Source organism: Salinicoccus jeotgali, assembly GCF_039538805.1.
GTDB lineage: Bacteria > Bacillota > Bacilli > Staphylococcales > Salinicoccaceae > Salinicoccus > Salinicoccus jeotgali.
In genome coordinates this window covers 122,091-145,777 of sequence record NZ_BAABCK010000012.1, presented here as the reverse complement: position 1 = coordinate 145,777, position 23,687 = coordinate 122,091, and the positions used below count along the sequence as shown (strand labels likewise).

The 23,687-nt window shown below is 47.5% G+C and carries 23 protein-coding genes; 19 read left to right on the top strand and 4 right to left on the bottom strand.

The genetic code is table 11. The features are described from left to right. Nucleotides 1-846 precede the first annotated feature (846 nt). Both ABD734_RS02450 and lexA read right to left on the bottom strand, forming a co-directional pair. Nucleotides 847-1,674, bottom strand: coding sequence for a YihY/virulence factor BrkB family protein (locus ABD734_RS02450; RefSeq protein WP_344701044.1), 828 nt, complete (start codon nucleotides 1,672-1,674; stop codon nucleotides 847-849). Nucleotides 1,675-2,171: 497 nt separating this feature from the next. After that, nucleotides 2,172-2,786, bottom strand: a complete 615-nt coding sequence (gene lexA / locus ABD734_RS02445; protein ID WP_344701042.1) for a transcriptional repressor LexA — start codon at nucleotides 2,784-2,786, stop codon at nucleotides 2,172-2,174. Between the two features lie 137 nt (nucleotides 2,787-2,923). On the opposite strand from lexA, the gene ABD734_RS02440 reads away from it, so the two are divergent. The 8 genes from ABD734_RS02440 to ABD734_RS02405 all read left to right on the top strand — a co-directional run bounded on the left by ABD734_RS02440 (nucleotide 2,924) and on the right by ABD734_RS02405 (nucleotide 10,744). Further along, nucleotides 2,924-3,175 (top strand): hypothetical protein, encoded by a 252-nt coding sequence (locus ABD734_RS02440; RefSeq protein WP_344701040.1) that lies wholly within the window; start codon nucleotides 2,924-2,926, stop codon nucleotides 3,173-3,175. A 71-nt stretch (nucleotides 3,176-3,246) separates the two neighbouring features. After that, on the top strand, nucleotides 3,247-3,483 hold the full coding sequence (locus ABD734_RS02435) for a DUF896 domain-containing protein (RefSeq protein ID WP_344701038.1): 237 nt from the start codon (nucleotides 3,247-3,249) through the stop codon (nucleotides 3,481-3,483). Between the two features lie 14 nt (nucleotides 3,484-3,497). Then, nucleotides 3,498-5,483: a transketolase gene (gene tkt, locus ABD734_RS02430; RefSeq protein ID WP_344701036.1), complete on the top strand. Its 1,986-nt coding sequence runs from the start codon at nucleotides 3,498-3,500 to the stop codon at nucleotides 5,481-5,483. Nucleotides 5,484-5,549: 66 nt separating this feature from the next. Next, entirely contained in the window at nucleotides 5,550-5,807 is a 258-nt protein-coding gene (locus ABD734_RS02425; protein ID WP_344701034.1) for a YneF family protein, read from the top strand. Between the two features lie 105 nt (nucleotides 5,808-5,912). Further along, nucleotides 5,913-7,688: an ABC transporter transmembrane domain-containing protein gene (locus tag ABD734_RS02420; protein WP_344701032.1), complete on the top strand. Its 1,776-nt coding sequence runs from the start codon at nucleotides 5,913-5,915 to the stop codon at nucleotides 7,686-7,688. Continuing rightward, the gene (locus ABD734_RS02415) at nucleotides 7,689-9,461 is read left to right on the top strand and encodes an ABC transporter ATP-binding protein (RefSeq protein WP_344701030.1); all 1,773 of its coding nucleotides are present in this window, start codon (nucleotides 7,689-7,691) and stop codon (nucleotides 9,459-9,461) included. Between the two features lie 89 nt (nucleotides 9,462-9,550). Further along, nucleotides 9,551-10,255 (top strand): cytochrome c biogenesis CcdA family protein, encoded by a 705-nt coding sequence (locus ABD734_RS02410; protein WP_344701028.1) that lies wholly within the window; start codon nucleotides 9,551-9,553, stop codon nucleotides 10,253-10,255. 3 nt (nucleotides 10,256-10,258) lie between these two features. Next, complete coding sequence (locus tag ABD734_RS02405; protein ID WP_344701026.1) at nucleotides 10,259-10,744, top strand: CcdC family protein; 486 nt, start codon at nucleotides 10,259-10,261, stop codon at nucleotides 10,742-10,744. On the opposite strand, the gene ABD734_RS02400 is transcribed toward ABD734_RS02405, so the two are convergent. Next, nucleotides 10,736-11,230, bottom strand: coding sequence for a DUF2621 family protein (locus ABD734_RS02400; protein WP_344701024.1), 495 nt, complete (start codon nucleotides 11,228-11,230; stop codon nucleotides 10,736-10,738). The two genes, ABD734_RS02405 and ABD734_RS02400, sit on opposite strands and share 9 nt — an antisense overlap. A gap of 90 nt (nucleotides 11,231-11,320) precedes the next feature. On the opposite strand from ABD734_RS02400, the gene ABD734_RS02395 reads away from it, so the two are divergent. From ABD734_RS02395 to ABD734_RS02345, 11 genes are all read left to right on the top strand, one after another. After that, nucleotides 11,321-11,521 carry a DUF1659 domain-containing protein gene (locus ABD734_RS02395; RefSeq protein ID WP_344701022.1) on the top strand — a complete coding sequence of 67 codons (201 nt, stop codon included), beginning with the start codon at nucleotides 11,321-11,323 and terminating at the stop codon, nucleotides 11,519-11,521. A gap of 17 nt (nucleotides 11,522-11,538) precedes the next feature. Continuing rightward, nucleotides 11,539-11,751, top strand: coding sequence for a DUF2922 domain-containing protein (locus ABD734_RS02390; protein ID WP_344701020.1), 213 nt, complete (start codon nucleotides 11,539-11,541; stop codon nucleotides 11,749-11,751). Nucleotide 11,752: 1 nt separating this feature from the next. Continuing rightward, the gene (locus ABD734_RS02385; RefSeq protein ID WP_344701018.1) at nucleotides 11,753-11,872 is read left to right on the top strand and encodes a YvrJ family protein; all 120 of its coding nucleotides are present in this window, start codon (nucleotides 11,753-11,755) and stop codon (nucleotides 11,870-11,872) included. Between the two features lie 71 nt (nucleotides 11,873-11,943). Beyond that, entirely contained in the window at nucleotides 11,944-13,068 is a 1,125-nt protein-coding gene (locus ABD734_RS02380; protein WP_344701016.1) for an exonuclease SbcCD subunit D, read from the top strand. Further along, nucleotides 13,049-16,060 carry an AAA family ATPase gene (locus ABD734_RS02375; protein WP_344701014.1) on the top strand — a complete coding sequence of 1,004 codons (3,012 nt, stop codon included), beginning with the start codon at nucleotides 13,049-13,051 and terminating at the stop codon, nucleotides 16,058-16,060. Before ABD734_RS02380 ends, ABD734_RS02375 begins: the two co-directional genes overlap by 20 nt. Before the next feature lie 35 nt (nucleotides 16,061-16,095). Further along, entirely contained in the window at nucleotides 16,096-17,508 is a 1,413-nt protein-coding gene (locus ABD734_RS02370; protein WP_344701013.1) for an MDR family MFS transporter, read from the top strand. Nucleotides 17,509-17,630: 122 nt separating this feature from the next. After that, nucleotides 17,631-18,242, top strand: coding sequence for an SCO family protein (locus ABD734_RS02365; RefSeq protein ID WP_344701012.1), 612 nt, complete (start codon nucleotides 17,631-17,633; stop codon nucleotides 18,240-18,242). Between the two features lie 95 nt (nucleotides 18,243-18,337). Further along, nucleotides 18,338-19,225, top strand: a complete 888-nt coding sequence (locus ABD734_RS02360) for a cation diffusion facilitator family transporter (RefSeq protein ID WP_344701011.1) — start codon at nucleotides 18,338-18,340, stop codon at nucleotides 19,223-19,225. Nucleotides 19,226-19,245: 20 nt separating this feature from the next. After that, entirely contained in the window at nucleotides 19,246-20,184 is a 939-nt protein-coding gene (locus tag ABD734_RS02355; RefSeq protein WP_344701010.1) for a nucleoside hydrolase, read from the top strand. Nucleotides 20,185-20,189: 5 nt separating this feature from the next. After that, nucleotides 20,190-21,059 (top strand): ribokinase, encoded by an 870-nt coding sequence (rbsK, locus tag ABD734_RS02350; protein ID WP_344701009.1) that lies wholly within the window; start codon nucleotides 20,190-20,192, stop codon nucleotides 21,057-21,059. A gap of 232 nt (nucleotides 21,060-21,291) precedes the next feature. Further along, a complete protein-coding gene (locus tag ABD734_RS02345; protein ID WP_425568276.1) occupies nucleotides 21,292-22,497 on the top strand; it encodes a multidrug effflux MFS transporter in 1,206 nt (401 codons plus the stop codon). A 191-nt stretch (nucleotides 22,498-22,688) separates the two neighbouring features. Here the strand turns inward: ABD734_RS02345 and ABD734_RS02340 are convergent, their stop codons facing one another. Beyond that, nucleotides 22,689-23,528, bottom strand: coding sequence for an aldo/keto reductase (locus ABD734_RS02340; RefSeq protein ID WP_344701008.1), 840 nt, complete (start codon nucleotides 23,526-23,528; stop codon nucleotides 22,689-22,691). Nucleotides 23,529-23,687 lie beyond the last annotated feature (159 nt).

Genomic DNA, 23,687 nt, shown 5'->3' with positions numbered 1-23,687 from the left:
CGTCCGTGGTAATATGGGTGTAGGTCATGCGTGATCACTCCTATGATTTTCTTTGGTCGGAAAACTCATTTTGAGTGTATCACGCGTGACCCTTTTTAGGTGTCTAGCTTAATTTTACAATCGGCGACTATTAAAAAAGTAATTCCACTATATATTCCGAAGACCCGTTTTTATATGTGCATTTCATATCAGTCGGCATCTTGCTGGTGATACTCTCATTCCTTTCGAAATGAAAGTATCACTATGTGCCTCAATCGTCTACGCAGGCATTTGTGGATTTATATCGATTTCCATACACAAATTATTTAAGTCCCAAACCCCTTTTGTGCATTGATTTTTCTTTGGTCCCCGCGAATACTACTGGAATATCATTTATGATGCGGATATATATATATTGATGTGGCACATGTGCTTTGATGGATGGATAAGTATGCCATCACAAGTAATTTCGTTGATGTGTGACACCCTAGCTGTCTGGTCTTCCCGTGCTGTGCTGTCTATAATGAAGAATGAATTGGATTCAAGGACATAAATCGAATCCAATTTATTATGTATAATTTAGCTTTTATACCCTAAATCCCTGTATTAAATATATAGACAAGTTGTGTTTCCTAATCATTGAACTGGGGGAGGGATGAAAACGCGGAAAGAAAACTTTCATCTTGCGTTCCCTTGCGCCTTCTCTGATGACGGATTCCTGTACGCTGAAAGAACCAGTTTATACATATTCTTGATTTTATGTTCTTATTCCTGAATATGGGAGGAAAAAAGAACAGACTTATATGTTTAAATATAGAATCATCTTTCCAGATCATTACCTTGAATTTATAGCCTACTTTACAAGGATCACTGTACTTTCCTGCTCCTTTTACTGCTTATGATCGCGTTAATTTCACCGCCTATTAAAATTATCAGGGAAGATAAATATAACCAGATCAGTAGAATGACGATGGTCCCAAGGTTTCCGTAAATAATGGAATAATCAGCGATGCCCACATAATATGAGAAACCGAGCGAAGCCAGCTGCCAGCCAATCACAGCAAACAATGTGCCAGGGAGGATGTCGAGAAAACGTAATTTCTTATTTGGTACAAAGTAATACAGACCTGCAACCAGGACCACTAATATGATAAAACTGAAAGTCCAGCGGAATGTGTTCCAATTCTGCAGGAAACCAGCGTCGACTCTTAATAAGGAAGAAATGGACAATCCGATCTCTCGTCCAAACACCAGTAATATTAAAGAGATGATCACCCCGAGGATCATGCCGATGGTGAGCAGAATTGCAACACCAAACGCTCTCAGGAAAGGCCTGCTCTCTTCCACCCTGTGTGCACTGTTTAATGTCCGTGCCAATGCACTGGCACCCATTGCGGACAACCATAAAGTCGCTACCATACTGATCGACAATAAATCTCCTCTTGTAACCTCGAGCACATGATACAAATTGTCCTCAATCAACTGCATTGACCCTTCTGGTGCATACGGTCTGATGATATCCAGTACTGTACCGGTTGAGAGCGGCAGGAATCGCAATAAGGTGAATATTAAGATCAAAAACGGGAATATTGCAAGCAACAAATAGTAAGAGAGTTGTGCTGCCATATCAAACACTTTATCTTTTAAAGAATAGTGGATTAAATTTTTGAAAAAACCTTTTATCCGGATTGTCATTTAAACTCCCTCCGGTCCCATTGATTTCACAGAATATACAGAATGAAATTCGAAAAATATGGTTATGGATCCTGCTTTGCCATAGGAATTACAGCTTATTTATACATACCCGGCTTTTGATGGTTCTACTCTAGACAAGTAATTGGTACCCATCATGCATATTAAAAGAATATAATTCTATTGAGGTATTGGAGAAATATAATTTGAAAAATAATGTTTCGCCTGCCGGAATAAGGGGAAAACAGACACAGGGCTTATATATTTAAATAATAGAATCATCTTTCCAGATCACCATCCTGAATGAAACAAGAACGAGGGGATGCAGTTGAAACATAAAACAGAGGACAAGCAAACACAAAATCCAAAAGATATTTTAGAACAAATCAGAATCATACTTGATAGATAAAACATTTGTAACGAAGGATATTGACAGGATGGATACGGAAAGACAAAAAGGGCGCATCTTTAAGATGCGCCCTTTTCTATATTGAAATCCATTAAAACGCGCGGAATAGTCCAACGACTTTACCGAGTACAGCGACACTGTCCAAGATGATCGGCTCCATAGTCGTGTTTTCAGGCTGCAGCCTGTAGTAGCCTTGTTCCTTATAGAAACGTTTGACCGTCGCTTCATCATCATCCGTCATCGCAACGATGATGTCGCCATTATGGGCAATGTTCTGCTTGCGCACTATCACTCTGTCACCATCATGGATGCCCGCATCGATCATGCTGTCACCTGCCACGTTGAGGAGGAAGATCTCACTGTTGTGGTTCGCTGTGAAATGTTCGGGGAGAGGGAAGTACTCATCGATGTTCTCTACAGCAGTGATCGGCAGCCCGGCTGTAACCTTACCGAGGACCGGAACATGGATTACTGCGCCATGCTGTTCGTTCTCTTCCGTGATGACTTCGATGGCCCTGGGTTTTGTAGGGTCCCTTTTGATGAAACCTTTTTCCTGCAGTTTCGCCAGATGGCCGTGGACAGTGGAGCTCGACTGGAGACCGACCGCGTTGCCGATTTCCCTGACACTCGGCGGATAGCCTTTATCCTTCACTGTGGATTTGATGAATTGGTATATTTGTTTTTGCCTGTCTGTTAGCGCCTTCATAGTTATTACCTCCGCCATATTGTTGTTTAAATTTTATCATAATAGAGAGCATCTTACAAACATTTGTTCGCTATCCATTGACCCGGAACATGCGTTCTGTTATTATATTTATACAAACGTATGTTCTGGAGGTAGTAATGATGACATTGAAGGAATTTAAACTATTGGGTATGGTCTTTATATTTGTTTTCGCTGCTGGCCTCATTTTCATGTTGGATTCCCACAAGGAAGGGAATAGTAATTCTGAAGTTGTCTATATAGATGAGTACCAGGTCGTCACACATGGCGATGCACCCCCGCCTGTAGAAGAGGCGGATCTATCGGCTGAAGAGTATGCCGAGCGCAGCAATATGGAGCAGTTGATGGAAATGATTGGATTCATAAGATGACTTTGAAGTGTGAGAATGGTCTCACACTTTTTTTTATGGTAGATTATAAGAAAGTGGACAGGAGGGCTGCTATGTTAGACAAAGATAAAATTCAGCGGATCAATACGCTCGCTGCCAAAAAGAAGTCGGGCAGCATCACAGGGGATGAACTCTCTGAACTGAAAGGTTTGAGGGAAGAGTATCTTAAAAACTTCCGCTCCTCATTCAAAAAACAGGTGGAGAACACTAAAGTCGTCGACCCTGAAGGCAATGATGTGACCCCTGAAAAAGTAAAGAAAATCCAAGCAGATAAAAATAAGAATTCATAAAGGAGTATGCGTAAATGACTTTTGATAAGACAGATCAACTAGCTATCAACACAATCCGTTCACTATCCATTGATGCAATCGAAAAGGCGGCATCGGGCCACCCGGGTCTCCCTATGGGGGCTGCACCGATGGCTTATACACTTTGGTCCCGCCATCTGAACTTCAACCCGAACTCAATGGACTGGTTCAACAGGGACCGTTTCGTATTGAGTGCGGGCCATGGCTCCATGTTGTTGTATAGCCTGCTGCACTTGAGCGGTTCGCTTGAAATGGAAGAGCTGAAGAATTTCAGGCAGTACGAGTCGAAGACCCCTGGACACCCTGAATTCAAACATACCGAAGGTGTGGAAGTGACTACAGGACCATTGGGTCAAGGATTCGCAATGAGTGTCGGTATGGCGATGGCGGAAAAGCATCTGGCAGCCCGCTTCAATAGGGATGGCCATGATGTGATGGACCACTACACGTATGTCATAGCAAGCGATGGCGACTTGATGGAAGGTGTCTCACATGAAGCGGCATCACTGGCGGGTCACTTGGCTTTGGATAAGCTGATCGTGCTTTATGACTCAAATGACATATCGCTCGATGGCGATCTCGACATGAGCTTCTCGGAAGATGTCGGCACACGTTTTAAAGGGTATAACTGGCACTACATCAAAGTGGAAGATGGCAATGACTGTGATGCCATAGACAAAGCGATAAAGAATGCCAAGTCATCGAACCGTCCGACACTTATCGAAGTGAAGACGATCATCGGCTATGGTTCCCCGAACAAGCAGGGCAAAAGCGCCTCACACGGTGCGCCGCTCGGTGAAGAGGAACGCAAGGCAGCTTTTGAATATTATGGATTGGATCCGGAGAAGACATTCGATGTCGATCCATCGGTCTATGAACGCTTCAATGAAACGATGAAAACAAGAAGCAATGAAAAAGAAGAAGCATGGAATGAAATGCTTAAAGGCTACAAAGAAGCACATCCACAACTGCACGCTGAATTTGAGGATGCCGTCCACCATCGTCTACAGGAGAACTACGACAAGGATATGCCTTATTATGAAGCAGGCGAAGAGAAAGCCACACGTGCAGTATCAAGCGATATGATACAGGCCCTGTCTGATTCCGTTCCGACATTGTTCGGTGGTGCTGCGGACCTTGCCAGCAGCAATAAGACCAATGTGAAGGATGAAGAAGATTTCGGTCCTGATAATTACGCTGGACGGAACATTTGGTTTGGCGTCAGAGAATTCGGTATGGCAGCTGCCTTGAACGGCATGGCAGCACACGGTGGCCTTCGTCCTTACGGTGGCACGTTCTTCGTGTTCAGTGACTACCTCAAGCCAGCCATGCGTCTGAGCGCACTGATGAAACTGCCTGTAACTTATGTACTTACCCATGATTCAATCGCAGTAGGGGAAGACGGTCCGACGCATGAACCGGTAGAACAGCTTGCTGGTCTCCGCGCCATACCGAACCTCAATACAATCAGACCGGCAGAAGGCAACGAAACACGTGCCGCCTGGAAGATAGCAATGGAAGCTGAAGATACACCGACGGCCCTTGTGCTGACACGTCAAAATGTCAAAACGATCGATGTGCCTTACGATGTTGTTGAAGAAGGTGTCAAAAAAGGTGGTTATCTAGCCTATGACGAAGGGGATGATGCGATCCTATTCGCTTCCGGAAGCGAGCTGCCATTGGCTGTGGACACCGCAGAAGAACTTAATGCACAAGGTGTAAAAGTGAAAGTCGCCTCCATCCCGAATATGCAGCAGTTCCTGAAGCAGGATGAAGCATATATCGAAAGTGTACTGAACACGCACATCGAAAACCGGACCGCCATTGAAATGGCGGCAAGTCTGGGATGGCACCGTTTCATCGGCATGAACGGCAAGTTGCACACAATCGACACGTTCGGTGCGAGTGCCCCTGGCGACATAGTCGTCGAAAAATATGGATTTACCGTCGAACGGATATTGGAGACAGTGATGAAGAAATAATCTGTTGAAAAACACCTGTTTTTGATGTAGACTTTATACTGTTCTACGAAGAAAGAGGTGAGCAGTTTGGCTACATGGATCTGGATACTGATTGTTATTGTTGCACTCATCGGTGGCGTTGCCCTTGGTTTCTTCATGGCACGGAAATATATGATGGATTACCTCGAAAAGAATCCACCTATCAATGAAGAGATGCTCAGAATGATGATGATGCAAATGGGACAGAAACCTTCCCAGAAGAAAATCAATCAGATGATGACTATGATGAATCGCAGTGCCGATTCAAAATCAACAAAAGAGCGTATGAAAGCATCAAAAAAATAAAGATGAACCCTTCTATATAGAAGGGTTTATTTTTACGCTTAAAATATTTCAATTTTCGAAATATATGATAGAATTTAAATGCAGTCAACAAAAAGGGGGGATGGCATGAGAGTATTCAAAAAATTGGGGTGGTTCTTTAAAAGGGAACGCAAAAATTACGTCGCCGGCATCATCATGCTGATACTCGTTGCATTGATGGAACTGGTGCCCCCGCAAGTCATAGGATGGGTCATCGACGGGATAAGGCAAGAGTCGCTGACTGCAGAGATACTGGGCCAATTCATCATTCTGCTCATAATGGTCGCGGCTTTGACATACATATTCAGATACTTCTGGCGCATTATGATTTTCGGGGCGAGTTACCGACTTGGGAAGATTCTGCGTTCCTCGCTCTATAATAAATATTCACAGATGAGCCCTTCATTCTATCAGAAGAAGCGTACCGGGGATCTGATGGCCCATGCCACCAATGATATCCAGGCAGTCCAGGCGACTGCCGGTGCCGGGATTCTGACTATAGCCGATTCACTGATCACCGGAGGGGCGGTTCTGATTACGATGGCCGTTACAATCAGTCCAAAACTGACATTGATGGCGATGATTCCGTTACCGTTCATGGTGATATTGACGAGTTATTACGGTACACTCCTAAACCGCGGCTTCAAGAAGGCGCAGGCTGCCTTCAGCATGCTCAACGATAAGACCCAAGAAAGCATATCGGGCATCAAGGTGACCAAAACGTTCGGATATGAATCCCATGATCAGGAAGACTTCAGAATGTTGAGTGATGATGTCGTCGATAAAAATCTGAAAGTTTCAAAAGTCGATGCACTGTTCGATCCGACAATAATGACAGTGATTGGAGCGAGTTACTTCATCTCCATATTTTTCGGAGCGCGCATGGTGCTTGACGATGCGATCACCGTCGGACAGCTGGTCACATTCACAACCTACTTAGGCATGATGGTCTGGCCGCTCCTTGCGCTCGGGATGTTCTTCAACCTGATACAAAGGGGCAGCGCCTCCTACGCCCGGATAGAAAAGATCATGGAGACGAAAAATGACATTGGAGAAGAATATCTGATAGAAGATCAGCCTGAAGGAGACATCCATTTTAATATCGGCGCCTTCAATTTTCCGGGCGATGATTCCGATGGAGTGCGGGATGTCCGTTTCTCCATCGAAAGAGGCACGACGGTCGGTATAGTCGGTCGTACTGGTTCTGGTAAAAGTGCATTGCTCAGACTACTCCTCCGTGAATTCGATACGGTCAACCCGGAAGATATCCTCTACGGCAGCCATCCGCTCAGAGATTATAACATCAGCAATCTGAGGGCGCAGTTCGGCTATGTGCCCCAGGATCATTTCCTGTTCTCCACGACGATCCGGAATAATATCGCGTTCAGCAATCCGGGAATGGATGATGCACATATCCATGAAGCGGCACGCCTCAGCCAGATACACGATGATATAGAAGCATTCGCCCACGGCTACGATACCGTTGTCGGAGAGCGTGGCGTCTCATTATCCGGAGGGCAGAAGCAGCGCATATCGATTGCGCGCGCACTGATTCTTGATCCGGAAGTGCTGATACTTGATGATTCATTATCAGCCGTTGATGCAGAAACCGAAGAGCGCATACTTGAGAGTCTGCAGTCCAACCGGCACGGTAAGACGAATATCATTACAGCGCACCGCATGAGTGCTGTCAGCCATGCAGATCTGATCATCGTCATGGATGCCGGGACAATAATGGAGATGGGCACACACGACACGCTGATGGCAGAACAGGGCTGGTATCACGACACCTATAATGCACAGGCGCTGCGTGAATCTCTGGAGAGTTCCTTGGAAGACATGGCTGAAGGGAGGCCGAATTAGATGGAGAATGACAATTTGAATCTGACATTCAATGATCAGAAGGATGTCCTGTTCCGTCTGATGAAATATACGTTGCCCTTCAAAGGTGTGCTGACATTGGGATTCCTAATGCTTGCGGTATCCACTGCAGCAGGTGTAGCCACTCCTTACCTCGTCATGATCTTCATCGATGATTATTTGACGCCGGGTGTGTTTCCGGAACAGGATATCATGTGGCTGATCATCATTTTTACCATCGTCCAGTTACTCGGGGCAGTCACCACATACATGAACATCTATCTCTTCCAGTATTTGGCGTTCAAGGTGATCCAGCAGCTGCGGATCGATGCATTTGAAAAGATCGGCCGTCTTGGCATGCGCTATTTCGATAAAGTGCCTGGCGGCAGCGTCGTATCGCGGATCACAAATGATACGGAAGCGATCGTCGACATGTTCATCGGTGTGCTGGCAACATTCCTTATGGCGATCTTCATGGTCATCTCAAGCTTTGTGATGATGTTCATCCTGGACGTTAAACTGGCTTTGTTTGCACTGCTCTTCATGCCTGTGATCGCTGTCATTTTGGCAGTATACCGGAAGTATTCAGCCAACTTCTTCTCCCATGCACGCCAGCTTCTGAGCGAGATGAATGCGAAACTGGCCGAATCGATAGAAGGCATGAAGATCATACAGGTATTCAACCAGGAAAGGCGTCTACAAGCGGAATTCAATACTATAAATGAGACACACTACAAATATAATATGAAGAATGTCAAGCTCGATGGCCTGCTTCTGAGGCCGGCCATCAGCATGATCTATGTGCTGGCCATCGCAGTGATACTCGGCTATTTCGGATTCCTAAGCTTCGAATCGACCGTTACAGCCGGTGTCGTCTTTGCATTCCTGCAGTATATGGAACGGTTCTTTGAACCAATCAACCAGGTCAGCCAGAATCTGAACATCTTTCAGCAGGCACTTGTATCCGCAAGCCGGGTATTCACCCTGATGGATGATGAGCGCCTGGAACCGGTCCAAGATAAGGATGAGGAAGCGGAGATCACTGAGGGGCATATCGAATTCAAAGATGTCACCTTCAGCTATGATGGTGAAGTGGACGTGCTGAAGAACATCACGTTTACAGCCCGGCCGGGGGAGACCGTTGCATTGGTCGGACACACCGGTTCCGGAAAGAGTTCAATCATAAACTTATTTATGCGCTTCTATGAATTCAATCAGGGGGACATCACCATCGATGGGCACTCCATCAAGGAAATGCCAAAAAGCGAATTGAAGCATAAGGTGGGGCTCGTGCTGCAGGATCCATTCATCTTCTACGGCACGATCGCCTCAAACATCCGACTGTACCACCCCGACATGACATTTGAAGAAGTGAAGGCAGCTGGGGAATTCGTCTATGCGGATAAATTCATAGACAACCTTCCGGGCGGCTATCAGCACAGGGTGATCGAAAAAGGCGGCGCATTTTCAAGCGGACAGCGCCAGCTGATCGCGTTCGCCCGGACGATGGCGATAGATCCTAAAATATTGATCCTTGATGAAGCGACGGCAAACATCGATTCCGAGACAGAAGAGCAGATCCAGCATTCACTGGAGAAGATGCGCCGGGGACGTACGACGCTCGCGATTGCACACAGGCTGTCGACCATCCAGGATGCCGATCAGATTCTCGTACTCAACCGTGGCGAAATCGTCGAGCGCGGCACACATGACACGCTTATTTGTAAAAGAGGCATCTACCATAAGATGTATCAGCTGCAGAACGGCCAGCAATAATTGTCATACAATGTTCGCATATTCGTCCCGATAGAATATCTAAACTAAGAGGATGTCTGATAGAATGATATCTGATTGGGGGTTTTTCTATGGGTAGTGAAGTGACATTCCTTCTCGCATTTGGTGCAGGCGTATTAAGCTTCGTCTCCCCATGTGTACTTCCGGTCTTTCCGGCTTTCATCTCCTACATAACCGGTATGAGCTATAATGAAGTGGAAAGTCAGAAGTTCAATGTGCGGGCGATCCTTCATACTTTATTTTTCTTGATTGGATTCAGTCTAATCTATATCGCACTCGGATTCGGCACCGCATTCTTCGGCGGATTATTGATAGAGTACTCGAATCTGATCCGCCAACTGGGTGCTATCCTGATTATAATATTCGGTCTTATTGTAACCGGAGTACTGAACTTCAACTTTTTGATGAAGGACAGGAAGGTCCAGTTTAAGAACAGACCATCCGGTTTTTTTGGTTCCATTCTGATCGGCATGGCTTTTGGTGCAGGGTGGACGCCGTGCAACGGTCCGATCATCGGCGCAATATTTGCGATGAGTGCATCCGAGCCGAACAACGCGCTTATGTTGATGGTCGTATACTGTCTTGGTTTTGCGGTGCCTTTCTTCACGCTGAGCTTCTTCGTCTCACGGACACGTTGGATGCTGAAATATTCAAACCGTATCATGAAAGTCGGTGGCATCATCATGATTATGATGGGTGTATTGCTCTATTTTGATGGGCTGACGCAGATCATCATCTGGCTGCAGCCGTTCTTCGGCGATTTCCAGGGGTTTTAAGCCATGAATATTGAAAGCATTTTGTTTACAGCTGCGTCCATCATGGCCGTCATTATGGGGATCGGGGCCATAATCGTCAGACAACGTGCGGCCAAACGGCCGTTGACATTACGTAAGATCATCATACCACCGGTGATGATGTCGACCGGCGCCTTGATGTATGTATTTCCATATTTCAGGCTCAGCTCCTCTGAAATCCTAGAAGCAGTGGCGATGGGGCTCATCTTTTCCGTCCTGCTCGTCATCACTACCCGTTATGAGCAGAAGGACGGGGCGCTGTATGTCAGGCAATCGAAGCTCTTCCCCGTCATACTGGCAGGGTTGCTTGTCTTGAGGATTATTCTGAAGACCATCCTGTCCATGAGCATCTCCCCCGGTGAAATCGGCGGGATGTTCTTCCTGCTCGCCTTCGTCATGATCATAATATGGCGTCTGTCGATGCTGATGAAATTGAAGCAATATGAAAAGCAGCAGATCAAGTCAACTTGATCTGCTGCTTACTTTTTCCGTCTGTTCAAAGATGGAGAATTTCTGTTTCTCGTCATCGGCGTATTCGAAGAGCGCTTCATACGGTGTATAATCAATATCCAATTCATTCAGTTTCTTTTTCATGAACTTATGGTCCCGCTTCGGCGTAGCGATGATGTATCCTTTCATGATGTGGTCCAATGATATCTTTTTAGCGCCCTCATCAAGGGCAATCTTCGAAATCCTGCCTGCAATCCGTTCTTTGGCCACATCCCTGAACAATTCGGGGACAGGGGTGACGAGCTCATTCAGCATGGATTTCGCCTCGTCGTGCCACAGGGGCAGCGCCTTATCTATATAGAACGCCTGCCAATCGAGTTCGCTGTACCCATCTCCTTTTGGCATACGCTTCAAAAACTTCCTGAACATGAAATATCCGCCGATTACCATGAGCCCCAACATGATGAAAGTCCATAGCGCAATCAGCCACATAAATAGATCGTCCATTGCCTCACCTCAAGGCTATTATAAGAAATAAAAAGAATATTGTCCATCTAATCATCCCCTTCGATATATAAGGCGAAGGAGGTGAAGGACATGTTGAAAAACTTAAGTGCGAAGTTCTACTTTTTTGAAGCAGATGGAAAAGGCGGGGAAAAACTGCGCTTCAGATCCGTCAGGAACCTGGAGCTGTCAGCGACGGATGCAGATATCAATGCAGCAGCCGAGGTGTACCAAGTGTTGACGAATGATGTATACGCAATCGTCGAAAAGGAACAGACTTATGTCATCAATTAATTAAGGGGGAATAAACCATGACCAGGAAACTTGTCATCGTCTTCAACACATCGGCAGACCGCCGGTTTACACTGAACATCAGCAACCCGAAGGATAACCTGACAGAAGAAGCGATACTCCTAGAGGCCAGAAAGCTTATGGACACAGGTGTACTGGCACCGTCGCAGGGCACGCCGGTGTCTGTCCATTCGGCTAAAATCGTCGAACAGAATGTTACCGAGATAATCTAGCATGGAATGGGTGCCATTAGTCAGCGATGTTGGTTTTCCGGCAGTGATCACATTCTTTCTGCTCTATAGGATGGAGCAGAAACTGGATGCCCTCATCATATCCATCCGACAGCTGCATTGAAAAACCGTCCCCTGAACTTACTTGGGGGGCGTTTTTCTTGTATAATTAGAAGATACGAGGTGATAGATACAATGAAAATTCTACATACAGGAGATTGGCATATAGGAAAGCGGCTGAACGGCATGGATCTTATTGAAGATCAGCAACACATGCTCGAACAGGTCCTCGATTGCGTAAGGCAAGAGGACATTGATGTGCTCGTCCTTGCAGGGGACGTCTTCGACCGCGCCAACCCTTCCCAATCCGCATTGAAGCTGGTGAATGATTATCTGTATAAGATAAATATAGAGGAAAATGTACCAGTCCTGGCGATCAGCGGAAATCATGACAGCCGCTCGCGCCTTGACTACGGCAGCTACTGGTTTGCCAAGAGCGGTTATCACATGCGCACGGCGATCGACGACATTACCACACCAATTAAAATGAGGGGTCATCACTTCTATATGATCCCTTATCTGGATGTTCTGGAAGCGAGAGTCCATTTTCAGGACGACGGGATAAAGACTCATCATGACGTCTATGTACGGATTACAGAAGAGATATCGAAAGTAATGGACGACAGTGTTTTCAATATAGTGGTCGGTCATATGTTCATTTCTGAGGGCAAGACATCGGAGTCCGAGCGCCCGTTGTCTATTGGTTTATCAGAAGAGGTTAGTGCTGATCTGTTCGAAGCGTTTGATCTCGTGCTGCTCGGGCATCTGCACCATCCATTTGCCATAACCCATGAAAAGATATTCTACAGTGGCTCGCTCCTCAAATACTCCTTCTCGGAAGTGAGTCAGCCGAAAGGATTCCGCATCATCGATACAGATGGCGGCGTGCAATGCCGTTTTGTTCCGCTTGATATGAAGCGCGACCTCATCCACTACACCGGGGCGTTCGATGATGTCATTGAAGAGGCGGTTCATTTTGAGGATAGGGAAGCATATTTCAAATTTGAATTGTCGGGCATGTCGCACATCAATGACCCCATGTCCAAAATCAAGATGATATACCCGAACACATTGGAGTTAAGGCCGATAAAAGAAGTCAGCGAAGAAAGCATGAAGGCGGTCGATGCGGGCAGTTCAACCGACGGGGAGATATTCGGTTCATTCATCGAAAATATTTTCGGTGAACCACCGAACCGCTATCAGACAGAAATATTCAATAACTATTTCAAAGGTGATATAGATGAAACCGATACAGATTAGCATGCATTATTTCGGCCCGTTCGAGAATGAAACGATAGATTTCACTAAAGTAAAAGACAGCATGTTCCTGATCAGCGGCAGGACAGGTTCCGGCAAAACGATGATATTTGATGCCATCACCTATGCGCTCTACGGCACACTGTCGACAAGGGACCGGACCGAAGGCTCGGTCAGAAGCCAATTTGCAACGGATGATGATATCAGTTCGATCCGGCTGCAGTTTGAAATACGCGGCCGCACATATACGGTGGAACGTACGCTGTCCTACCATAAGGCAGGGCGGAAGACCCCGGTCCCCCCAAAAGCGGTACTATACAGCAGCGAAGGTGATGTGATCGACAGCAGCATCAACGGTGTCAAGCAGTCGATTATGGACATCATCAAATTGGATGCAGACCAGTTCAGGCAGATCCTCGTCCTCCCCCAAGGTGAATTCAAGCGGCTGCTTACTTCTTCCAGCGAACAGAAGCAGGAAATATTGCGCACTCTTTTCCGGACGGAGCGCTTCGTCCAGTTTGAAAACAAGCTCAATGAACTGAAGAAAGAGAAGTTGAAGGACACCGCGGTGATGGAAACTAAAATTCAGGAACTCTTCAATTCCTTGAGTGGGGATGAACATGCCGCAGTCAGAAACCTGATGGAAGCAGACTATCCGACATCAGCCAAAAGGGTAGAGGCAATCAACCAAATACAGAATCTGCTAGCAGAAAAACTTGAAGCAGTTGGTACAGAAACTACCAGCCACCAGAAATCATTCGAGACCGTCAAAAAAGTGCTGGACGACAAGGAACTCCATAACACAAGGGTGAAGGAACTGCAGGAGATTGAAGACGGATTGAATAAATTGGAAAGTCGAAAAACTGAGATGGAAGAGTTGGAGAAATCATTGGCAGACTACCGGATCGCCAAAGAGAAGGAGTATGCGCTGAAAAAAGAGAGTGAGGCCCTTGCCGAGAAGAAAAGGCTCGACCTCAGCCTGCAGGAATTGGTCGAAGCGCAGCATGCTTCTCAAAAAAAATACGAGGATCATCTGGCAGAATATGAAGAGTTGAAGGCCGCTGAAGGCCGCTACTCTGAAATCGAGAAATGGCTGAACCGGACAGAACGCTTCATGTCGGACGATCACATCCGGGAGGACATCTCTGGAATTGAAGAGCTGCAGAAGGCTAAAACCGATATCGAACAAGAGTCTAAGAAGCTGGCACGCCAGATGGAAGAACTAAAAGTGCGCATGCAGGAAGACGCATGGGACCGCGCAGCATCAGACCGGTTGGCCCGGGCTGCCTTCGAAAATGAAAAGGAGAGGATGGCACTTGATACTGCCATCAAAGAAGAGCAGGATAACCGCCGCAATGATGAAGAGGTGATCAAGATAGATGATGAACTGCTGCAATTGGAAAAGCAGTCTAAAGAAACGAAAGAAAGCCTGGAGAGGCTGAAACGCAGCGTACAGGACAAGTTCTCCACTGAAGACGGCCATCATATCAGCCATCTTCTAGAGCATCTTGAAGTCGGTCATGACTGTCCAGTGTGCAGGCAGCCGGTCCAGACACTGCCCCATAATGTGGAAACGTTGACCGATGATGAAGAGAAGCGCTTGAACGATTTCAATGACACATTGCAGCGCCTAGCCGGGCGCCAAGCGGAACTGCAGGCGAAGCGCCGGCTGCTGGAAGAGATGACTGCAGATAAGGAGCGGACGGACCTGGCAGTGCTGCAGAGGACTTATGAAGAACTTGAAACCGACTATCAACAGCTTACGCAAAATCAGCAGGCAGATTCCGCGAAGTACCGGAGGCAGTCTGAGTATAATGAACAGTACAAGCGCCTTGAACAGAAGCTGACAGATGGTAGAGTGAACGAAAATAATATCACCCACCAGCTCAACCGGGCCCAGGAACTGAAGGATACGTTCACAAAAGAGACGGGTTACGAGCAGTTTGAAGCATTCGTGCAAGCTTTTAAAGAAAAGCGACGAGAGGTGGAGGGGCACCGCGACCGTCTGCACCAGAACGAGACTGTGCGCCTCGCGACCAAGGATGAACTTGCCAGAATGGAAGAAAAGGCTGCGGCATTAAATGGCCAGGCCGAAAAGGCGGAACAGACACTGTCCTCACTGACACCCGAGATAGACCGATTCACGCATGAGGTATCGATGAGTCGGGAAGAGCTGATCAGCATTTCAGAACGGACTGACATCAGCAAAATCGAGGCGGCCATCAAATCATACCATCGTGAAAAAGAGGTGGCGCTGGATAGGAAGCGCCACCTGGAAAATCAGATGGAGGGCCGCGAATGGGTTGATCCATCAAAGGAACAAGAAGAACTTGCAGTTATAGAGAAGGATCTCGAGTCACTGATGGAAGGTCGCGCGAAGCTGAACGCTCAAATTGAGCATAACAATAAAAACCTCGACAGGATAAACGGGTTGATCGAGCAGCATGAAGCGGCCCTTGAAGAGACCCAGGCCTTATTATCATTAGCGGATGCAGTGGCCGGCAGGAATGATCAGAAGGTCTCCCTTGAGCGGTTCGTGCTGACCTATTACTTGGACCGCATACTGCAGATCGCCAATATCCGACTTCTTGAGATGACCGGGCACAGGTATGAACTGAGGAGGAGCACCTCACGCAGCAACCGGAAAACCGGACTGGATATCGAGGTCTTCGACTTCTACAATAATCAGCCGAGGCACATTTCTTCACTGTCCGGAGGCGAATCGTTCCAGGCGGCGCTGACGCTCGCACTTGCCTTGAATGAAGCCCTGCAGCAGGAGTCGGGGGGCATCAGCCTGGAAACGATGCTGATCGATGAAGGGTTCGGCACGCTCGACCCTGAAACATTGGATGTAGCGGTGAATACGCTCATCGACCTGCAGACGACGGGCAAGATGGTCGGCATCATTTCGCATGTAGAAGAGTTGAAGACGCGCATGGAGCATATCCTTGAAGTCGATGCCGCCAATGAACGCAGCGTTACACGTTTCAAGTAAGCTCCCAAGTTCATTTCTAAGGAAGTAGTGAAGATATGAAACAAATGAAGATGAGTCCAAAGATGGTACTGATTGCGACATTGTTGATGGGATCATTCCTCGTCCTGCTCAACCAGATGCTGCTCGTCACTGCAGTCCCGCCGATCATGAATGATTTCAATGTACCGTTCAGCACCGCACAGTGGCTGACGACGGGTTTCTTCCTCGTCAACGGCATCATGATTCCAGTGTCAGCATTCCTGATCAATAAATTCACTTCGAGGACACTCTATTTGACCGGCATGATGATCTTCATCACCGGCACCCTGCTCGCCGCACTGTCGCCGGTCTATTCGGTACTGCTGCTCGGGCGGGTGTTCCAGGGTCTGTCAGCAGGCATCATGATGCCGCTGACCCAAGTCATCCTGTTGACCCAGTTCCCGCTCGAACAGCGTGGGAAGGCAATGGGCTACTTCGGCCTGGTCATCGGCCTGGCCCCGGCCATCGGGCCGCCGCTTGCTGGATATATTGTAGGAATATGGCCATGGCGCGCACTCTTTTTCATCGTGCTGCCGCTAGTATTATTGAACTTCGTCCTCGCCTTGGTCTCCATGAAGAATGTGACCCAGCAGACGAATCCAAAAGTCGACCTGCCATCGATTGTACTATCTACATTCGGCTTCGGGGGACTGCTTTACGGATTTTCGATTGCCGGTACAAGGGGATGGACAGATCTGCTTGTAATGTCCTCCATCGTGGTCGGTCTGCTGTTGGTATTGGTGTTCGCGAGGCGCCAGCTGAAGCTTAGGCAGCCTATCTTGGAAATGCGCGTATTCAAGAATCGCCACTTCCTGCTGAGTTCACTGATCGGTGTCGTGGTATTCACTTCAATGGTCGGGGCAAACAACATATTGCCCGTCCTTATGCAGGATATGCTCGGCTATTCGCCGTTTGAATCAGGGCTGGCCCTGCTGCCCGGCGCCCTGCTCATGGGTCTGACGATGCCGGTCGCGGGTACCTTGTTCGACAAGTTCGGAATACGGATTTTAACATTTGCCGGATTGACTCTGATTTTGGTCACTTCAATATTGTTGTCGGATCTCACGACCGATTCCACGTTCAGCTACATCACAACCATCTATACCTTCAGATTATTGGGGACAGGATTGACGATGATGCCACTGACCACATTCGCCATGAATGCACTAAAGGATATATTGATCCCACACGGGACCGCCATGAACAATACGATGCGTCAGATCGGCGGTTCACTCTTTACCGCGATGATGGTTACCATCATGACAGGAGTCACTCTCCGGCTCTCAGACGGCACACCAACAGCGATGGAAGAAGTCACAGGGGTGAACGCATCCTTCATCTTCTCAGCGGTGATGGCCGCAGCAGGCATCGTGATGGCCTTCTTCCTAAAGGAACAGACACGGGAGAGCAGTGCTTCAGAAAAACAATAGCCCAGATAAAAATGCATTTTATGATATCCGCCATATTATTTTCACAAATATCCTTTTTTTACAGGTTGTGTGCATCCGCTTCTCTGATATAGTTGGATATAAACGTCTCCGGAGGGTTTTTAATGAAGAAAATATTGGTTACTGTTTTAATGGCATCATTCATACTCTCTGCCTGCAGTGATTCAGACGTCGAAGTGATGTCCCGGTACGGCAATGAACTGGAGGACTTCGAAGTGACGAATCAGCAGGGCGAGACATTTACGCGAGAAGATATGGAGGGCAAAGTCTGGCTCCTCGATTTCATATTCACAAATTGTGCAACCGTCTGCCCGCCCATGACGGCGAATATGACGGATGTTGTCAATGAGCTGGAAGAACGGGGCGTGGAGGACTATGGTGTCCTCAGTCTATCAGTCGACCCTGAAACGGATACGCCGCAAGTATTGGCTGACTACCTGTCCCATTACGATGTGCCTGATGATACTGAATGGCAGCTCGCCACCGGCTATGACTACAGCTTCATCAGAGGATTTGCTGAAGATAACTTCAAGACGATCGTGGCACCGCCACCAGAAGGCAGCAACCAGGTGACACACGGCATCAGCTTCTATCTGATTGATCAGGAAGGCAAAGTTATCAAAGATTATCCAGGAGTGGACACAGGGGATAATGAATTCCCACTCGAAGAAGTGGTCTCTGACGTAGAGACGCTGGCTGACGAAGAGGCAGAATAAAGGCAGAACCCGCCGGGTTCTGCCTTTTATATTCAATTAAAGGACAGACATTGATAGAATGAAGAAGCCAGCAATTTAAAAATGAGGGATATGATATGGAAAATAGGCATAAAAAGGCACAAGTCGCCACTATTATAGGTATGGCCGTCAATATTCTTCTGGCTGTACTGAAGCTGATCGGGGGAGTGCTTGGAAACAGCAGGGCCCTCATTGCAGACGCAGTGCATTCCGCTTCAGACGTGTTGAGTTCACTAGCTGTCTTGATCGGTATACGCGCCTCACGTAAACCGCCTGATGAAGAACATCCATATGGCCACGGCAAGTCCGAAAACGTCGCGACCCTGATTATAGCGATAATGCTCATCGTCGTTGGCTTCGAGATCATATACAATTCAGTGAGCTCGCTGATATCAGGCTCGGTAGGGAGCGAGACGACGCTCATTGCGCTATATATCATCATCTTCTCAGTGGTCGTGAAGGAAGCCCTCTTCCAGTATAAGTACCGCCTCGGCAGTAGGATAAAGAGCCCGGCTCTGATTGCAGATGCATGGCACCATCGCTCTGATGCGATATCGTCCTTGGTGGCGCTGGTGGGCATCGGGCTGACTATAGTGGGCAGCTCGTTCAACATTCCTGCCTTGGCCTATCTGGATCCTATAGCGAGCGCTGTTATCGCCCTGATCATCATGTATATGGGCTACCAGCTGGGAAAAGAAGCAGTCAGTGTATCCCTTGAAGTCGTGCTGAACGAAGATGAGACCCAGGATATGAGAGAGGCAGTGCTTGCTGTCGATAAAGTGCGTAACATCGATAATTTGAGTGCGCGTTCGCATGGGTCCTATGTGATCATCGACATTAAAATCGCCGTAGATGCAAGAATGACGGTCGAGGAGGGGCACCATGTGGCCAGGGAGGTCAAACAAATATTGATGCGCCAGTTTGAAGAGGTGCAGGACGTAAACGTCCATGTCAATCCATACTAATGAATAGGAGAAATTAATCAATGACATACAAAAAAGTGATATTAGATTGTGATCCGGGCCATGACGATGCCATATCGATCATCATCGCCGCTTCAGCAAAAAGCAGCCTGGACATCCTTGGCATCACCACAGTCGCAGGAAATGTCGAAGTCGATAAGAATACAATCAACGCCTTGAAGGTCAAGGACCTTCTGAAGCTTAACGTGCCGGTCATCCAAGGTGCCGCAAGGCCGCTTGTCAAAGAAAGTGAAATCGCAACAGAAATCCACGGCGAATCCGGCATGGATGGTCCCGTACTGCCAGAACCAAAAAGTCAGAAGGAAGAGGGCCACGCAGTCGATTTCATCATTGATCGGGTGAAAAAAGCTGATGGAAAAGTGACTCTGGTGCCGACCGGGCCATTGACGAACATCGCGCTGGCGCTGATCAAAGCACCGGAAATCAAATCGGATATCGAAGAGATCGTCCTGATGGGCGGCGGCACATTCGGCAACTGGACCCCTTCTGCCGAGTTCAATATCTATGTCGATGCAGAAGCTGCAAAGGTTGTATTCAATAGTGGCATTCCCGTTACAATGTTCGGCCTCGATGTGACGCATCAGGTGATCGCCACAGATGAGATTCAGAAGCGTCTGGCTGGAATCAATAATCCAACAGCAAAATTCGTCTCAGAACTCCTTATCTTCTTCGGCGACATGTATAAAGAACATTTCGGTATGTCGGGCGGACCCATCCATGATGCCTGCACGACGATGTATCTGTTGCAGCCGGATTTGTTTACATTCAAGCATGTGCATGCAGATGTCGAAACAAAAGGGGAGATGACATACGGTGAAACAGCAGTGGACCTACTCGGCGTGACGGGGAAACCTGCCAATACGAAATTCGCGTATGAAGTCGACCAGGAAAAGTTCTGGAATCTGTTTGAGAATATACTCAGATCCTACGGTGAGGAGTGATGATCATGCATACTCCTAAAATCACTGTCATCGGCAGCATCAACATGGATCTGATGACCGTAGCAGAAAATATGCCTGAGCAGGGCGAGACCATATCAGGCGAAAGCTTCAAGACCTTGCCCGGCGGCAAAGGTGCGAACCAGGCAGTCGCCGCCGCCAGACTCGGTGCAGAAGTACATATGATCGGCAAGGTGGGAGATGACCCGTTCGGTGCGGCCCTCATCGATAATTTCGAATCACAAGGGATAAGGATAGAGGCTGTAGAGACCGAGCCCGGCGTCTCTTCCGGTCTCGCCAATATCATCGTATCGGATCAGGACAACCGGATCATCATCATCGCCGGTGCCAACGGCGAAATGCACCCCGGTTATATAGACAAGTTCAAAGAAAGGATTGAGGCAAGCGATTATATCCTGATCCAGTTTGAAATCCCGAAACGGACCGTTGAACATATACTTGACCTCTGCGAGACGCTTGATGTACCCGTCATCATCAATCCTGCGCCTGCCATGCAGCTGGATGATGCCTATTGGGGGAAGGCTACATACATTACGCCGAACGACAACGAAGCAAAGAAGCTGTTCGCATACGATACCGATGATCTGCCGAAATTCCTGGATAAGCTGGTCATCACAAACGGGGCCAAAGGCGCCTCCTTCTTCAGAGGGGACAGGATGATCACCGTGCCTTCAGAGAAGGTTGAAGTCACAGATACCACAGGTGCCGGCGATACATTCAATGGCGCACTCGCAGTCGCCCTCGCTGAAGGAAAGGCGCTCGAAGAAGCGGTTGGGTTTGCCAATAAAGCCGCTTCCCTCTCCGTACAGAAACTCGGTGCCCAAAGTGGTATGCCGAAGCGCTCAGAGATGGAGTGATCGTCTGACACTATTCATACATTCTTACTTCCAATCGAAAAGACTCCCCAAAGTTGGACTGAGCTGACTTTGGGGAGTCCATCATCATCAGTGTAATGCTGTTGAAAATGCCGCAGGAAACCTAAAAAGCATTTCACTTCTGGAGGTGCTGATCATGGTCAGCCGAATTGGACAGTGATATGCTTTATTTTAAATATTGTAAAATTAAGTGAATGGAAGAAGAGATGCTGTAATGAATATGAGCAAGGAAGAAAAAAGACGGAAGTTCTGGATTGTTGTACTGCTTGGTCTGCTGACATCCATCGGGCCATTGTCTATGGATATGTACTTGCCGGCACTGCCGATTGTTGCAGCTGACCTCGACACCACAGTTTCATTGACCCAACTCAGCCTGACTGCTTGCCTGATTGGCCTTGCAGCTGGTCAACTCATATTCGGTCCTCTCAGCGACATCATGGGACGGAAGCGGCCACTTCTATATACCCTGGCCATATATGCAGTAGTCTCAGCACTATGTGCCTTCACCGGCAACATCTGGCTTTTCGTACTTCTTCGCTTCCTCCAAGGCTTCACCGGTGCATCGGGCATCGTCATTGCGCGGGCAGCCGCGAGGGATATGTATGCGGGAAAAGAATTGACGAAAGCATTTGCACTTCTGGCCCTGGTCAATGGGGCGGCACCGATCCTTGCACCGATATCAGGCGGGATGATCCTCAACTTCGGTTCTTGGCCGTCGGTCTTTCTGGTAATTGCAGCCATCGGAGTGATTCTGCTCCTTGCAGTCTTTTTCATGTTAGATGAGACGCTAGGGGAATCTGACCGTTCCGAGGGCAGCGTGCTCGCCGTCGTCAAAACCTTTGGCGACCTCTTCAAAGATAAGGTGTTCATGGGCATCGCCTTCACGCAGGCACTGGTCATGTCTGCCATGTTCGCCTATATCGCCGGCTCGCCTTTTATCCTGCAGAACATCTATGAAGTGTCCCCTCAGCAGTTCTCACTCATATTTGCCCTGAACGGCCTCGGTATCATTGCAGCCGCCCAAGTTGCCGGTAAACTGTCTTCATTTATGAGCGAAGTGCGGATATTGCTGATGGGTGTATCAATGTGTGTCATTGGCAGTCTTCTGCTTATGGTGGTGGTCATGTTGGAACTCTCTCTTCTGCCGATGCTCATCGCTCTGCTGCTTGTCGTATCGAGTGTCGGCGCAGTGTCGACGATGGCTTTTTCACTGGGCATGCAAAATCAAAGAAAATCAGCAGGCAGCGCATCAGCGTTTCTTGGCCTATTGCCATTCATAGGGGGTGCCCTCGTATCCCCGCTTGTCGGCGTGGCAGGGGAGGATGCTGCTTGGCCTATGGCAGTCGTCATCATCTTGTGCAGTATTGGGGCGCTAATGATTTACTTCGGCTTTGTGAAGCACCAGACGGTTGTGGATTGAGAGGCGGACAATATGGATGCCGGTGTGCTCACTATGAGATGTGGTAACCTTATAAATGAAATGCATCATAATGAAAAGAATCTTATTAATAGAATTGAGGTGCATCTGAAAAATTCAACTTTTCGGATGCACCTCAAATTTATGTCTGGGATATTTCTTTGTCTGTATTATAATTTAAGAATGATGACTGCCTATCTATTCCCAGTGAATGTAGCAGGGTCTGGACCGTTCCGTTCATTCTTATTCAATTGATTGATACGACTGATCTGGGTTTTACTTAGGGAGAAGCCGAATACGTCTATATTCTCTTCTATCCGATCAGGTGTTACGGATTTCGGTATGGTGACGAGGCCGTTTTCTATATTCCAGCGGATGACCACTTGAGCAGGTGACTTGCCGGTCTCTTCCGCAATCTCCTTGATTGTTTCATCATCAAGTATTTTGGCGTTCATCAATGGTGACCAGGATTCCATGATGATCTTACGGGAATCGAGGTACAGCTTCAGGTCGTTTTGGACAAGATAGGGGTGATACTCCACCTGATTGATGACCGGTTTTACATCCGTCCGCTGCAGTAATGTCTCCAAGTGTGAAACCATGAAGTTGCTGACGCCGATGTTTTTGACACGATCATTGTTATATAGATGCTCCATTTCATGCCATGTCTCGATCATAAGATCCTCATCGGTGCCTGGCCAGTGCATAAGATATAGATCCAAGTAGTCCAGCTGAAGGTTTTCAAGGGATGTGTCGTAGGCCTTCTCCACGTTTCCAAGACCATAGTCATCAAGCCAAAGCTTGGACGTCACGAAAAGGTCAGAACGATCAATGCCCGCCTCCTTGATGCCTTCTTTGATACCTTCGCCGACACTCTTCTCATTTTTGTAGATCATAGCTGTATCAATACTGCGGTAGCCGCTTACAATCGCATGTTTGACAGCATTCTTACAGTCTTCTCCGTCTTCAACCCTGAATACGCCAAGACCTATCTGCGGCATTGTGTTCCCATTATGAAACTCTACTTCTCTCATTTTCTGATCTCTCCTGTTCATGAAATAGTATTATCATGCCGTATTGATTGGACATATAAACATCTACCCACAATTTGGATTCAGTAAAGAAAAAAAGATGTGATTTCTGATGAATGTATCTGAATCAAACTGTCAGTTAATTGATCGTGATATCTATAA